This window comes from Shewanella oncorhynchi (genome assembly GCF_012584455.1).
GTDB classification, from domain to species: domain Bacteria; phylum Pseudomonadota; class Gammaproteobacteria; order Enterobacterales; family Shewanellaceae; genus Shewanella; species Shewanella oncorhynchi.
Window position 1 is genome coordinate 496,986 of sequence record NZ_JABAEB010000001.1, and the last position, 14,927, is coordinate 511,912.

13 protein-coding genes are annotated in these 14,927 nt (G+C 44.7%); 7 read left to right on the forward strand and 6 right to left on the reverse strand.

Annotated features, from left to right (window positions below; translation table 11 throughout):
* Window positions 1–9 precede the first annotated feature (9 nt).
* Window positions 10–2,133: an aldehyde ferredoxin oxidoreductase gene (locus HGO26_RS02140; RefSeq protein WP_105251825.1), complete on the forward strand. Its 2,124-nt coding sequence runs from the start codon at window positions 10–12 to the stop codon at window positions 2,131–2,133.
* An 18-nt stretch (window positions 2,134–2,151) separates the two neighbouring features.
* Window positions 2,152–2,673, forward strand: coding sequence for a hypothetical protein (locus tag HGO26_RS02145; RefSeq protein WP_168822975.1), 522 nt, complete (start codon window positions 2,152–2,154; stop codon window positions 2,671–2,673).
* Window positions 2,674–2,752: 79 nt separating this feature from the next.
* Here HGO26_RS02145 and HGO26_RS02150 read toward each other — a convergent pair whose 3' ends face one another.
* From HGO26_RS02150 to HGO26_RS02160, 3 genes are all read right to left on the reverse strand, one after another.
* On the reverse strand, window positions 2,753–3,505 hold the full coding sequence (locus HGO26_RS02150; protein WP_113939376.1) for a substrate-binding periplasmic protein: 753 nt from the start codon (window positions 3,503–3,505) through the stop codon (window positions 2,753–2,755).
* Window positions 3,506–3,650: 145 nt separating this feature from the next.
* Window positions 3,651–4,286 carry a DUF2913 family protein gene (locus HGO26_RS02155; protein WP_168822978.1) on the reverse strand — a complete coding sequence of 212 codons (636 nt, stop codon included), beginning with the start codon at window positions 4,284–4,286 and terminating at the stop codon, window positions 3,651–3,653.
* Window positions 4,287–4,385: 99 nt separating this feature from the next.
* The gene (locus tag HGO26_RS02160; RefSeq protein WP_247651441.1) at window positions 4,386–5,039 is read right to left on the reverse strand and encodes a peroxiredoxin-like family protein; all 654 of its coding nucleotides are present in this window, start codon (window positions 5,037–5,039) and stop codon (window positions 4,386–4,388) included.
* Window positions 5,040–5,347: 308 nt separating this feature from the next.
* Between HGO26_RS02160 and HGO26_RS02165 the strand changes: the two genes are divergently transcribed.
* The 3 genes from HGO26_RS02165 (at window position 5,348) to HGO26_RS22340 (ending at window position 6,616) form a co-directional block, all read left to right on the forward strand.
* Window positions 5,348–5,686, forward strand: coding sequence for an ankyrin repeat domain-containing protein (locus tag HGO26_RS02165; RefSeq protein ID WP_345719236.1), 339 nt, complete (start codon window positions 5,348–5,350; stop codon window positions 5,684–5,686).
* Between the two features lie 39 nt (window positions 5,687–5,725).
* Window positions 5,726–6,238, forward strand: a complete 513-nt coding sequence (locus HGO26_RS22335; RefSeq protein WP_247651442.1) for a hypothetical protein — start codon at window positions 5,726–5,728, stop codon at window positions 6,236–6,238.
* 66 nt (window positions 6,239–6,304) lie between these two features.
* Window positions 6,305–6,616, forward strand: coding sequence for a hypothetical protein (locus tag HGO26_RS22340; protein ID WP_247651443.1), 312 nt, complete (start codon window positions 6,305–6,307; stop codon window positions 6,614–6,616).
* A gap of 117 nt (window positions 6,617–6,733) precedes the next feature.
* Here the strand turns inward: HGO26_RS22340 and HGO26_RS02175 are convergent, their stop codons facing one another.
* Window positions 6,734–8,035, reverse strand: coding sequence for a DEAD/DEAH box helicase (locus tag HGO26_RS02175; protein WP_028761337.1), 1,302 nt, complete (start codon window positions 8,033–8,035; stop codon window positions 6,734–6,736).
* 361 nt (window positions 8,036–8,396) lie between these two features.
* Window positions 8,397–9,965, reverse strand: coding sequence for a methyl-accepting chemotaxis protein (locus tag HGO26_RS02180; protein ID WP_168822980.1), 1,569 nt, complete (start codon window positions 9,963–9,965; stop codon window positions 8,397–8,399).
* Between the two features lie 531 nt (window positions 9,966–10,496).
* On the opposite strand from HGO26_RS02180, the gene HGO26_RS02185 reads away from it, so the two are divergent.
* Window positions 10,497–11,762, forward strand: coding sequence for an HD-GYP domain-containing protein (locus HGO26_RS02185; RefSeq protein WP_168822982.1), 1,266 nt, complete (start codon window positions 10,497–10,499; stop codon window positions 11,760–11,762).
* 173 nt (window positions 11,763–11,935) lie between these two features.
* On the opposite strand, the gene HGO26_RS02190 is transcribed toward HGO26_RS02185, so the two are convergent.
* Window positions 11,936–13,723, reverse strand: a complete 1,788-nt coding sequence (locus tag HGO26_RS02190) for an aminopeptidase P family protein (RefSeq protein ID WP_168822984.1) — start codon at window positions 13,721–13,723, stop codon at window positions 11,936–11,938.
* Window positions 13,724–14,116: 393 nt separating this feature from the next.
* Here HGO26_RS02190 and HGO26_RS02195 point away from each other — a divergent pair, with 393 nt between their 5' ends.
* Window positions 14,117–14,902 carry an ROK family protein gene (locus tag HGO26_RS02195; RefSeq protein WP_028761333.1) on the forward strand — a complete coding sequence of 262 codons (786 nt, stop codon included), beginning with the start codon at window positions 14,117–14,119 and terminating at the stop codon, window positions 14,900–14,902.
* Window positions 14,903–14,927: the final 25 nt, after the last annotated feature.

The window sequence follows — 14,927 nt, forward strand, 5'->3', positions numbered from 1 at the left end:
AGAAATAATATGAGTGATAAAATAGGTGGTTGGGCGGGTAAAGTCCTCAGAGTTAATTTAACAACTAATCATATATGGTATGAGCCAATCAATAAATATTATGACTATATCGGTGGTATGGGGATTGGTTATAAAATATTGTGGGATGATCATAAGGATAATATTACTGCAATCGACCCAGATAATATTATTGTCTTTTCTGCCGGGCCATTAACGGGTTCAGGCGTTATTTGTACTGGACGAACAACCATTACTTCCCGTAGTCCTGTAATTGAAAAACATCTGATTGCCGATGGTCACTTTGGTGGGCATTTTTCACCCGCAATGAAATTTGCGGGTTTCGATGCGATAGCAATAGAGGGGAAAGCGAGCAGTCCTGTGTGGCTTAAAATTGTGGATGATAAGGTCACGATTGAACCTGCCGATGCCCTATGGGGTAAAGGTATATTTGATACCCACGCTATGATCGCGCAAATGATGGGACCCAATGCACAAGTCGCTGCGATTGGCCAAGCGGGTGAAAACCAAGTGCCTCTTTCTGTCATTATGACTCAGGGCGGGCACTCAGCAGGTGGTCATGGCTCGGTAATGGGGTCCAAAAATTGTAAAGGTATCGGCATTATCGGCACTGGCGCCGTTAAAATCGCCGCCAATAATGAAAAGATGCGTGCCTTAGATGACCATATTTTAGGTATTATCGGTGCCAACAATAATGGTGTCGTTCCTTCAACGCCGCAATCTTGGGCTGAGTACTCAGCACCCATCAGCCGCTGGAAATCTCGGCCCGGTTTGAAGTGGGGCGCTGCCGATCAAGAAATCGATTTAGGCGAAGTGCCATGGAATGAACGCAATCGTATTGGGTTTCGAACTTCAATGGCAGAAAGCTACATAGGTGTGGAATATGCCAATAAGTGGATGAAGCGTACGGGAGGCTGTCATTCATGCCCAATACGTTGCTTCTGCGAGCTAAAAGTCCCTGAATTGAAAAGTAAATACGGTCGTAAAACCGAACATATATCTAACGTCTGTATGGGATTCCTCGTACCACAGTATTTAATGGGCACCAAAAATGGTACAGAAGCACATGCGATGGCGGGCGCTTTAGGGGCTCATATTCTCGATGACTATGGTATTTGGTGTAACTATGGCTCCATTTCTCATCTATTTAAATTCCTAAAAACAAAGGATATGTTTAAGCATTTATTACCTGAAGATGAATTTAACAGTATTCCTTGGGCGCTCTGGGATAACCAAGATCCTGCTTTCTTACTTGATTTTTATCGCCGAGTGGCGTTTAAAGAAGGTGAAATCTCCCATATGGCCGACGGCTTATATGATTTGATCAAGCGTTGGGGGTTAGATGGAACCAATCCCAAGTTAGGTAATTGGGATATTCATAAAGAAAGTGCCACTAAGGTATTCAACAAGAAAACCAATGCTGCCGTGCACCATGCTAGTGAAACCGCGGGTCAGGTGGGTACGTTAATCAACGTCGTCTTTAACCGTGATGCTCAGTGCCATTCCCACATCAACATAGTTAACAGTGGTTTGCCACACGATATGACAGTGGCGATTGCCGAGAAAAAATGGGGTGAAGGTGCATTCGATAAGGTGAATTGGTATACCCCAATCAATGCGGCTAAGATCCGTTTTGCAAAATGGTCGCTGGTGAAAAACGTATTACATGACTCTCTGACACTGTGTAATTGGATGTTCCCATTGTTGGCATCACCGGATAAAAATCGTAACTATGAAGGCGATAGCACCATTGAATCGCAGATGTTCAGTTTAGTGACTGGGATTGAAACCACAGAAACGGAATTGGACTTTAAGGCGGAAAGAGTGCTGCATTTACACCGTGCCTTAACCGTATTGCAAATGAATGAAAGCAATATGCGCGAAGAGCATGATGTGCTCAGTGACTGGGTTTATGATTTGAATCCAGATAAAAACTTCGGTCAAGAGGGCACCATCAAGATGGACCGCGCTGACATGCAAACGGCGCTGGACATGTTCTATGAAGCCTTTGGTTGGGATATTCAAACCGGTGCGCCAACTCGGGCCACGCTCGACAAGTTTAGCCTAGGTTTTGTTGCCGATAGATTGGCGGCGCGAGGCCTGTTACCCAGTTGAACTCTATAGTTGGACACTATGATTGAACTTGTCGGTTATATCAGGGTATTTAGCCAACACGGACGCTTAGTCACGGCGGAGCAAATCGCCGCCGTGGCAGGGCTCGAGTGGGATAGTGAGCAAACGGTTAACAGTTATATTCGCCTGATCCTCAATGAGGCTTACAAGGATGTGCAGATGCGTTTGTCGGATAAGCGGTATTTCTTCTATTCCGACAGAAGCATAGTTGAACGTTACGCTGAGCAATGGTTAGCATTGGAGCGGGGTGAAGCGTTTGAGGCGATTATTGCCCAGATCCGTCGCAATAGTTGCCGCCATACTGAGGTCTATCTGGAGAGTGTACTGACGTTTGCCCCCTATCTTTATGATGAGCCTACATTAGCCAATGTGCGTGAGCAATTACTACAACAGCTTGGGGCCGAGGATATCCATTATGCAGTGGACAATCAGGGGAAAGGTTATTACTACTCGACTCTGGGATTGAGTCACAGCTATGCGGCCGTCCTCGCTAATTATGATCCTTGCGAATGGTCAAACTGAGATTCTGCGACCTCATTGATATTGATTAAGCGCCTTCGGGCGCTTTTTATCGCAAATACCTCATATAGCTAGCGTGAGATTAGCTTGCCAGCGTTTGAGTGTACTTTTTGATGATTTCGTCAATTTTACCATTGGCCTTCAATGTCGCTATGGCTTGATTGATGGCAGGAAGCAAATCGGCATGTTCTTTTCGCAACCTAAACACTAAGTCACCATCAGAATGCACTGCCGCCAGTGCGACAGGGATCCGCAACTGAGTCGACCAATACAACGCCGGGTAATTACCAGCAATAACAGCGTTGACTCTGTGTTTATCTAAGGCTTTGATCAGCTCCTGCTCTGAGGTAAAGTCTGCACGGATAAAATCTTTATCGTCGTGATATAAATAACCGCGCACTGTACCTATTTCTTGGCCTTTTATCTGGCTGATATCTTTATATTTACTGACATTCTCTGGCAATGTGACCACATATTCAGTGATTTGCATTATGGGGGCCGATTTGACAAACAGCGGCCCTAAATCCTGCTTTTCAAACCAACTAGGGCTGACGATATCAAAGTCGAGTTGACCAGTTTCTAGCGCATTATTGGTGCGCTTTGGCGGCAGGGCGAGGATTTCACCTTTGATTTCAGCCATAGATAAAATCATCGGAATAAGCTCAGTGATCATCCCCGGCGCCTCGGCTTGATCACCGATAAAATACGGATACCAAGAATAGGAGCCAGTGATATTGTATTTGAGCTGTTCCGCAAAGGCGTGCTGTTGAGTCAAGCAAAGGGTGAACAAGGCAAATCGAACTAAGTGTTTATACTGCAAACATCGCTTAACCATATTGCTTTTATCCTTGTTATCTCTGCTTTAGCCAAGACCTATCCGATGGTCATTCTATCTAAACTGTGTGAATGAATTGTTTATTGGATCACAATCAGTCACATCCGCCATATTTAAGCTATTTTCAACTTTTCGCTATTACACCTTAAGCCAATAGCTGACACAAAGCTGGTTGCTGATTATTAGGGAAAATTTGATAGGTTTTATGGTGCTTAATCAAACTGGTTTTCTTGTTGCCTTGGCTGAGCAATAACCCATGGGACAGGGCGATACGCGTTAGTGTCTGTTCATCGGCGCGGACATATAAGTTGATTGGCTTGATCAGCTGATTGTCTTTAATATGTTGATTAAATTCTTTGGCATCAATCACTAAGCTAGATTGACCATCACCATCGAGTTTCAGCTTGGCACTGATTTCAGTGTCAGTAAAGACTAACCAATCGGCTTGTTTTAAGGTTTCTATCATAGCATTTAATGCCGTGCCTAAAGCGGGCTCTGATGTCTCAACTGATTGATATTGATACACTATCCTTTCTAGTAAACGCTTGAGTTCGGCGCCCGCACCTTGGCTGCGAGCCAAACGTATCCAAGCCGTGAGATCGTCGGCTACCAATTTAGAAAAGCGTTTTTCCTTTAAGGACTCGACCATCCAATTACACAAAAAATGACTTTCCTGCGCAGAGGTGCGCTGGGCTTTCTTGGTCTGTGCTGAAGCGGTTAAATCGGCAAGACCCGCAAGGGCGAGTTCGAGCACAGCTTGGTTATAGGTTTGAGAATTCATTATGACTCCGCCGCGGGCTGAAGTGATGTTATCTATTTGAACTTGGACGATATTGATTGCGGCGGAGCTAGTTTAGCAAAGCGGTCGTTAAACCGATATTTATTCTTGCGATCCCACCAAACTCGCGGCGGTTAAAATCAGCTTTGGCGCGGGCCTTACTTTGTAGTTTGGGTTGATATATTGAAAATGAATCAATCCCTTGTCGTCGCTGATATAAATGGCGGGTACAGGTAAGACTAAACGTTTGGCACCTTCAGGGGTGATCCATAAAGGATTCTCGAGATTAAGGCGTGCGGTATAGGTTTCAGTCACCTTTTCGCTAGTGTAAAAAGCTAAACCAAAGGCTTGGGATGCCAGCATTTTTTCATCGGAAAGCAGCAGATATTTAAGTTCATTTTTTGCCGCCGAAACCTTAAGTTGAGCTGGCGTATCGGGTGAAATCCCCACTAACTGAAAGCCCATTTTTAATAACTCAGGTTCAATGGCTTTTAGTTGTCCCATTTGATTGTTACAAAATGGGCACCAGCCACCACGGTAAAAGAAGAAAATGGTTGGCTTTTTCTGGGTTAATTCTGCTAAATCGACCGTTTTGTCATTGATATCTTGCAAGTTTACCTTAGGGATTTGCTGACCATTAAGTAGTGGACTGATGGAAAACTCATTCTTAGCAATGGGTTGCGCCATAGCCGTTAGACTTGTTAGTAGTAAGATGGTTGTGAAGTAAAACCTGTGTAACATCGAAGCGGTTTGCATATAAAGTCCTTAATTTGATTTTGTTTTCTTCGTTTTTTAAGTCGTTGTTGTTAATATTTCCCTCGTTTTAGACAAAGAGATATTGCGTAAATCTGTATTTGTTATGCCTTACTCGCTTATAGAGTGGTTCGAGTTAGCACTAAACGGGTATGAGCATTAAAAGAGCGGCAATTGCCGAACATTCTTACAAGCCAATGCAGATGATTGCACCAATGTGATACCGATGGGGTTTGTTGGTGAGGTATTTATAACGGTAACCATTTGGATTTTATCGCGATTACAGCGTAGTGTTAGAGTGGTTAAAACGAGTGAGCGACAAGCTGATGGGGCAAGCCTTAATTGATGCAGTGGTAAAACACGATATCATTACCGTAAAACAGTTGATCAAACAGGGTGTTGATGTCGAATATATCGACTCACAAAATATGACGGCTTTATTGCATTGCTGCCAACTGCAATTACTCGATATTCTCATGTTACTGGTTGAAGCTGGGGCCGATGTCCATCATGCCAATAACTTAGGTCACCTTCCTGTTGAACTGGCCCATTGGCATGGCGAGTTTCATATGGGTAGTTATACCGCCACGAGTCAAAAAATGGTGAAGTATTTGGAGCGCTATGGTGGCGTTCAACGTGGTCATCGATAAATTGTATTGCACTTCAATATTCAATCACGGGAGCTGTAAATGGATAAGGGATTATTTAAAATATTAAAGAAAATCTATTTTAAAAAGTCTTATATCAAAGACGAAAATGGATATATGCAAAGAATAGATAATGGAGACCAGTTTGATTGCGAGTCTGGGACTACACACTATTCTAATGACGGTTTATCTAATGCAGAAATACTAACAATTGAACAGAGTGGTTATCCTGTTAATCAGATAATCAAATATAGTCATGATGAATGTATTAACGCTTATAAAACGTTGCTTGAGCATCCTCACTTATCGATTGAGAATTTGATTTCGGCATATATATGTGGCTTTTCAAGTTTTCCAAGAGGAAGGCAACCCATATTAAGTTATTTGTTCGCTCAAGCGGTTCCTGAACATAAAATGGTCAGCGAAGGGGATGTTTGCCCCGTTTGCTCAATAAGAAGAAATGTTTGGATAGAAAAAGGACATAAAATATTCAGTTGCTATACCGGGAGTGTATGGAATGAAAGGTGGTGTGGTAATCTCGTTGAATTAGAGTAGTTTACTGCCATTCCCCCTTGTACTCCTACACCAGAGGATATCAGTATATTGATATCGTTAATCGATATGATCCGTCAAGCTCCTCAAGATGAAACACCCGGAAAATTAGAACAGCGCATCAAGAAAGCTAAAATTATTCCTAACTATGAGAAATATAGTTTTCGCGGACAATTAATGGTATTGGCTGAATTGGGGATTATGCCAAATCCTTATGTAAAACCTTTATATGATGGATTCACCCATTTTACCGATATCTGTAGTGTGAAGTACCCAGGAAGTACTCGATCGGATATTATACTTCCTCTCGCGGGGTGGCGAGGCGAAAATAGTATAAATGAAACAAGGCTTCAAGCGTTATTGGGTAACATAATACGGTGAGATAAAGGTTACCAAGGTTATTATTGAGTGAGTATAAAAAAGCGTCCGGTTATGGACGCTTTAAAATCGCTGTTTTATCAATATTGACAAACACTGATAATATCAATCAACGGATAATTACTTAAGTTTTTTTGCCTTGCTCGGTGCTTGACCAACCTTCATTTTTACGCGGCGGCCCTGCATGTTTTTCTCAGCAGCAACTTGAGCGCCGACGTTGTCGGTTCTTTGTTGCTTTTTGGCAAAACTGCGGCGGGTTTGCAATTGCTTTAATAGCAATTCGCGGCTGCCAACTTCATAACCTGGCACAGTGACGCGGCGAATCTGTTGGCCAATCAATTTTTCGATATCGGCTAAGGTACGTTCTTCTTCGCGGCTCACGAAAGAAATGGCTACGCCAGTTTTACCCGCGCGGCCTGTACGACCGATACGGTGGACATAGTCTTCGGCGAGGAAAGGTAAGTCATAGTTGACTACGTATTCAAGGCTTGGGATATCCAGACCACGGGCAGCGACTTCGGTGGCAACTAGCACCCGTACATCACCCGCCACAAACTCACGCAGGGCGCGGCGACGACTGCCTTGGCCTTTTTCACCGTGGACCACTTCAGATGGGATACCATCTAAGTTTAATTCTTTGACTAGCGTATCGGCGGCTTCACGGGTCGCAGTAAACACCAATACCTGTTGCCAGTTTTTCTTGCCGATAAGCTCAGAAAGCAGTTCGCGTTTACGGCGTTGTTCAACCGGATAAACTACTTGGCTAACGGTGTCGGCTGTAGTGTTTTGTTTATCAACGCTGATCACTTGCGGTTTAACCATCATGTCGTTGGCGAGTTTTTTCACCGCACTTGAGAAAGTGGCCGAGAATAACAAGTTTTGACGTTTCTTATTTACTGCTTGAAGGATTTTTTGGATATCGGCGCTAAAGCCCATGTCGAGCATGCGATCGGCTTCGTCTAGCACTAAAAAGTCGACGTTCGACAGGCTTAAGTTACAGGCGGTAAGGTGCTCAAGTAAGCGACCTGGGGTGGCAACAATCACATCGGCGCCGCGTTTCAGCTTTTGCGCTTGAGTCTCAATCTTTACGCCGCCGTAAATGGTTAAGACACTGAAGTTTAAGTACTTGCAGTAAGCCGTAACGTTGTCAGCCACTTGAGCTGCAAGCTCACGGGTCGGCGTAAGGATCAATACGCGGGCATTCGACTTTAGCGTTTCGCTTGGCTTTTCAACCATCTTTTGCAGGATCGGCAGCGCGAAAGCGGCGGTTTTACCCGTACCGGTTTGGGCACTGGCTAAAACATCTTGGCCGCGGCGGATAGCAGGTATCGCTTGCTGCTGAATAGGCGTCATTTGTTGATAACCGCAATCTGAGATAGCGCGCAAAATCTCGGGGGAAAAACTAAAAGATTCAAATCTCATTTTGGATTCCTATCGTTCACTTATTCAAACATTCAAGCGCCACTAGCCTCTTTATCACTCGTCTAAAGGAGAGAGGTGTACCGGCTGGCTCATTCTTCCACACAGATTTTATAAGAAAAATGGCGGGCGCGGAGTATAGCAAAAATTTCGGTTAAAACCTGTACTTTTTAGTGTTTTGGCATTTTATCTGCATCATTTCATCAGGAGGGGATAAAAGGCTTAGTACTGGTTCAGGTGGGCAAGGTCTTATTGATCTATACAAGGGTTGAGTAAAATATGGACTCAACAATACGGATTAAAGCTCGCTATATTAGAGAATACCGCAACCTAGGCTGCGGTATTTTGGATCTTGTACTTATGTTTAACCGAAGGTGCGCCTCAGGCCAAGGGCTTTTTCGGCATTGTGTTTAAGAAGATGGGCTGCATCACCAATCAGATGGGTTGCGGCTAAGTTCTCGGCGCTGGCATGGGTGATGGAGTGAATATTACTGGCGATCTCATTGACCACTTGACGCTGTTGATCGGCTGCCACTGCATTTTGTTGGGCAAAGGTGTGGATATCACTCACTTCTTGGTAAATGGTGTTTACATTGTCGGCGGACAATTGAATATCGCTGGCACAACGCTCCGCATGTTGACGGCTTTGTTCCATTTCTTTGGCCCATGCGTTGAGCATAGTAAACATCTTATCGACACTCTTAGAAATACTGTTGGTCGATAGCTGGGTTCTGCTCGATAGGGCGCGTACTTCATCGGCGACCACGGCAAACCCACGGCCTTGTTCACCCGCACGGGCAGCTTCAATCGCGGCATTGAGGGCGAGGAGATTAGTTTGCTCGGCAATAGAGTCAATTTCGCCCATCGCATTAGCGACTTGCTCGGCTTCTTTATTTAATTGATGGGCATTGTTGGTTGCATCGGCAACAGACTTTGCCAGTTGCTCCATTTTTTGAGTGTTGGCCTTCATGTTGGCACTGCTTTTAAGGCAAAGATCATAGGCGGTATTGATGCTGGTGGACGTGAGATGGGTATTCTGCGCCACTTCTGTGATGGTTGAACTCATTTCTTCCATCGCGCCAGAGAGCTGTTCTAGCTGACTTTTCTCTTGATCTAGGCTGACATAGGTTTGCTCGGTCGCGACCACTAATTGATCGGCAATTGCATGTAATTGATTGGCTTGATCTTGGGTGCGCCCAAGTACGCCATTCATTTTAGCCTGCAGCATGATGAGCTGGAAATCGAGGATAGAAGAGGTATCGGCACCCGAGTAAATATAACGACTGATAGAGTCATATTTGGTTTGCATTTCAATCAGTTTAGCGGGAATACGAAAGGCCTCATCGTAGAAAATGGCGAGGTTTAAGCTCATCAGAATCGCCCCTGCGATAATCACGCCCCAGCCCCAAAAGTAGCCAGCGATCAGTAAACCTGTGGAGGCTACAACCGCAGATACGATACGTTTTTGCATTAAACTTAAGGGTTTAGGAATGGATTTGTCCAATTTGAGTCTTTGGTAAATCTCATTAGCTTTCGTGACGTAGGCGGCTTGAGGCTGAATGCGCACCGATTGGTAACCGATAATAGTGCCGTTTTCAAACAAGGGCGAAACAAAGGCATCGACCCAATAGAAGCCCCCATTTTTACAGCGGTTCTTGACTATGCCGCGCCAAGATTGGCCCGACTTAAGCTTTTCCCACATTTCTTTAAAGGCGGCGCTCGGCATATCCGGATGGCGCACCATATTGTGGGCATTGCCAATTAATTCTTGATCGCTATAGCCTGAGACTTCGGCAAAACGGGCATTAACGTAAGTGATGATACCGCGAGTATCAGTGGTGGAAATGAGTTCATCTTGTGGTGTTAAGCGGATTTCTTGATCTGATCTCTGTGTATTAACTATTTTATTCGCTGAGGCGTTACTCTGGCTCATTTAGTGTGTCCATTCAGGGCCGATGTGGTTCATTAGGGTTCAGGGCGCGGTATTAGGCGCGAATTTTATTGTGCTGACTCTCATCGGAGTAAGCTTGTTATGTGATAAGAGTATCATTTTTGTGTGGGTATAGGAGAGCGGTTTCTCATGGCTGACTGGTGAAAATCAATCGTTCGTCGTATTTATAAGCTATTGCAATATATAAAGTTTTTAAGTAGCGAGAATGTGGAGTTAAACGAGCGTTTATCCTGTTAAATCGTTAATTCTAGTATTTTGTATAGGGTTATTCTTTTATGTCTTGAGTGGGTATTTGTCATTCATCTTAAATATAAATTATGTTCGATGATATTGGACTAATGTCGTTGATTCGGCTTGATATCGCAGTATTCATGGAGCGCTTTATTGGCCTTAGTCTATTCTTTAATTGGCAACAAAAGATGGCTTATTTTTCCTTGCTTCAGCGGTGTATCTTGATTTTGCTCTTCTAGTTCATTAGCTCACAGCGGGAATGCTACATAAGAGGAACTTCCCATGGCGATATCACTTAGGCGTGGTGTAACTAAATTAGCCACAGCGTCCTTGGGAACAGCGGCGGCACTGCCACATTGGCGACGTTTGATCTTTGAACGTTTATTTGGCTTTCTAGCGATTCTCTGCGTGCCTGTATATATCACAAGTGTGTATTTATGCGTCATCGCCGATCTCTGGTTTATGGTGGTATTTGATACGCTGGCTTATCTGTTTTTACTGCTTTTACTGTATTTTCCTAAGCTTGCTGATAGTACGCGTTTTGGCTGTGGCTGCTTGCTGGGTTTTGCTATCGGCATCGGTTTTTTAATTGCGATTGGCCCTTCGGGAGCTGGTTTTTTCTGGTTATTTATTTTCCCGCCGTTAGTCGGTATTTTTTTAGGAAATCGAGCCAGCTTATATGCCCAGTGTTTGAATGGGCTAAGTTTGGTATTGATTGGTTTTGCCTATCATTTTAATTGGCTCAATTGGCCTGAAACCCAAGGTTATAGTGTCGGTATTTGGGCCGTTGTCGTGGTCAATTTTATCGTGACCAATGCTATGTTGACGTTAACTATTACTTATTTATTAGGTAAGTTGGCTGACGCACTCGATTCAACCTTAGCATCACGCCAAGCTACCGTATTAGGCTTAGCTAAACTCGCCGAATACAGAGATAACGAAACGGGCGCGCATTTGCTACGTATGCGGCAGTATTCGAAAATGCTCGCGTCGCAGCGACTACTGGCTGCCAATCCTCCAGCAGAATTGAACGAAGATTATATTCAAGACATTAGTTTGTCGGCCATTTTGCACGATATAGGTAAAGTCGGTATTGCCGATGCGATTTTGCTTAAACCGGGTAAATTAACGCCGCAGGAGTTTGAGCAAATTAAAGCCCATCCTGTGATCGGGGGACAAGTGCTACGCAGTTTGTTGGAATATGCGCCCCAATGTACTTTTATTCAGATGGGCCGCGATATTGCCTCGGGTCACCATGAAAAGTGGGATGGTAGTGGTTATCCCCTTGGTTTGAAAGGTGAAGATATTCCGCTTTCGGCGAGGATAGTGGCCCTAGTTGATGTTTATGACGCGCTGACTTCTCCCCGATGTTATAAGCGGCCCTTTAGCCACCAAGAGGCTATCGACTTAATTATTGAAGGCAAAGGTCAGCATTTCGACCCTGAATTAGTCGATTGTTTTATTGAAATTCATCAGGACTTTGAAGTGTTGTCTAAAGCATCGCTGGATGATGCTTATCAGCCGATGGCACAACCTACTATGGTTTAGCGACTCATGTTTTTAAATCGTGTTTTTAAATCATGGTTTTGAAATAAGACGTGGGTTTTAAAACATACAGATAGCGCTAAAAAAACGCCCAATGCTAATTGCCTTGGGCGTTCTATTTTATAGCGCGTAAGTGACTAAAATAACGACTTAAATTGCTACTTATCAGCGGAGTGCTAAATTGCTTTAGTCACTTGAGTTAACCAAGCCAATTCATCCCCTGACATCAACGGAGAAAGTGTATTGAATACTTGCTGATGATAAGCATTAAACCAGTCTATTTCCCCTTGCGTTAACAGGCTCTTATCAATAAGGCGTGCATCCATAGGGATCATAGTCAACGCATCGAATTCATACATTTCACGCTCAGCCCCTTTAAGTGCTTCACAGTGTTGCACTACGACGAGGTTTTCTAGGCGAATACCGAAATCGTCGGCGCGGTAGTAACCCGGCTCGTTGGAAAGCACCATGCCTGGCATCAGGGCAATAGCGTTAACATTCTTGCCTATGCGCTGCGGACCTTCGTGCACACTTAAAAAATGACCCACACCATGGCCTGTACCGTGATCGTAATCAAAACCATGTTGCCATAAATATTGGCGGGCGAATGCATCGAGCTGCTGGCCTGAGGTGCCTTTCGGGAAGCGAGCTTGGTCGAGGGCAATATGACCTTTTAGCACCAGCGTAACCATTTTTTTATGCTCATCGGTCACTTCACCTATCGCAATGGTACGGGTCACATCTGTAGTGCCATCAATATACTGAGCGCCAGAATCCACTAAGTAGATGCTGTCCATTGTCATCATGGCTGGTGTGCCATTGTTGTGATTGTAATGGCACATAGCGGCATTAGGACCGGCAGCTGAAATCGTGTCGAAACTTGGCTCGCGGTAACGCTCATCTTCTAGGCGAAAGCTTTCCAATTTATCCGCAAGGGTGCCTTCATCGTGCATACGATTGGCTGCCACTTCGGCATCGAGCCATGCAAGGAATCGACTCACGGCGACGCCATCGCGGATATGGCAGGCACGCATGCCGGCCAGTTCTGCGGCGTTTTTCTGCGCTTTAGGTAAAGCGACAGGATCGATTCCAGCTATCAATTTTGCTCCTGCCTCACGGGCAATGTTTTGTGCCCAAGCGTTTGCAGAATTCGGATCGGCAAGTAGTTTTACATCCTGCATGCTGGCGAGTGTATCGGCAAGAGATGCCTCGCCCTTAAAGCTTACGCCAGCACCAACATGCTCCTCAATGCCCTCTGGGAGTTTGCTTAAATCGGTGAAAAGCTGCATATCGCCATTGGCGTGGAGCAGGGCACTGCCGAGTACAACGGGCAGGCGCGGTACATCATTGCCGCGAATGTTGAGTAGCCAGCAGAAAGAATCTAAGGCGGCGATTAAGGCAACATCACCACCGGCTTTCTTTACTAAGGTACCAATTTCAATGCGTTTTTGCAGGCTGGTTTTACCTGCACTCTCGTTGCTAAACAAAGTGATAGGCGCGTTCGACTGTGCTGGCCGATTCTGCCAATGCAAATCGATGGGGTTTTGTTCAACTGCAACTAATTCGATTTGGGATTTATTTAAGGTTGCTTTGGCATTTTCATACCAAGCTAAGGTGTGTAAGCGCGCATCGAAACCAACGCGAGACCCTGCTGGTAGCGTGTCACATAACCACTCAATTTGTGGTGTATCGGTTAGGCTTTCATAACTGAAAAGTGTGGCATCGACTTGCAAACGAACTTGAACCGTATAGCGGCCATCGGTAAATATTGCGGCTTTATCTTTCAATACGATAGCCATACCCGCCGAACCGGTAAAGTTGGTTGCCCAGTACAAACGTTCGTTATGTGCTGGCACATATTCGCCCAGATATTCGTCGGCACGGGGAATAATAAAAGCATCGAGATTAGCAGATGTTAATTCGTTACGAATAGCACCGAGACGGTTAGCGATTGATTGTGACATAAGGGCTCCAATAGTGACTGGCATGCTATGCGAGTCGGTAGGCGAAGATCACCTAAGGATGAGTAGGTTTATGTTGATTTGAGTTTTAACCGGCTCGGATTATCGCAAGTCTAGCGCGCTAGATGCAAGGGTAGCGAATAAAGGATTTTGTATACAATCGTGAATTTGTGCAGGTAAGACGCTTGAGGTTATGGGGTTTGTTGTTAATTTATTTATGTGATTTTGAGCATGAAAAGTGAATTAAATAAAAGGTTGGTCATGTTTTAATTAGGACTTGTTCCTTACAAATTAGCAACTTAAGTTTTATTCAATCGCTAACATTTGGACCCTATGCTAACATTTGCCATCTCTACTCGGGGTCAGAGTGGGGCACATGTATCAGTGGAGTAAGCGATGCAAATACTAACAATAGATGTGGGCGGTACCAAAGCCCTGTTCGAACTTCAGCTCGCGGGACATACAGAACAATATAAAATCCCCACAGGTGAAGGTTTTAAAATTGAAGAGTTAAATAATCAAATTGCGGCGTTTGAACGTGATTATGATTTACAGCATTACCAACTAGCGATTGCCGTACCTGGACTGGTACAAAATAATCGTTTGGTTTCTTGTAAATCTTTACCTGGACTCAATGGATTGAGCTTCGATACAGTCAAAACCCAGGGTGAGCTTAAGTTTATCTGCAACGATATCGATGCGGGTATGCAAGCGACTTGTGATGCCAAATATGCCTGTGAGTTATTGGTCATGTGCGGCACTGGGATCGGTATGTCTATTGCTTTTAATGGACAAGTCTTTACGGGAGCGACGGGCGTGGCGGGGGAGTTGGGGCCTTGTCGCGTGATGACAGAATCTGGCGAGTTTAGTTTAGAGCAACTGGCCAGTGGCGATTCAGTGCGCAGCCGCAAAATCTCCACTCAGGATGATTTATATCGCGCGGGCAGTTATCTCGGCATGGGATTAGCGTGGGCGGTTAATTTATTTAATCCCAATCGAATTTGGCTTGCTGGCGGTATGATGAATAGCGCTCCTTACTACAAAGGCTGTCTCGAAAGCTTAAAGCAAATGGCATTGAGCGCGCCCTTAGCTGAGATGAAAATCAATCGTGTCGATGATATGGAGACCTTGGTTTGCCGCGGTTTATCTGTGATGCTCGCAAGGGACTACCCCCGCGCATAAGAATAATAAATGCCCCGCGCATAAG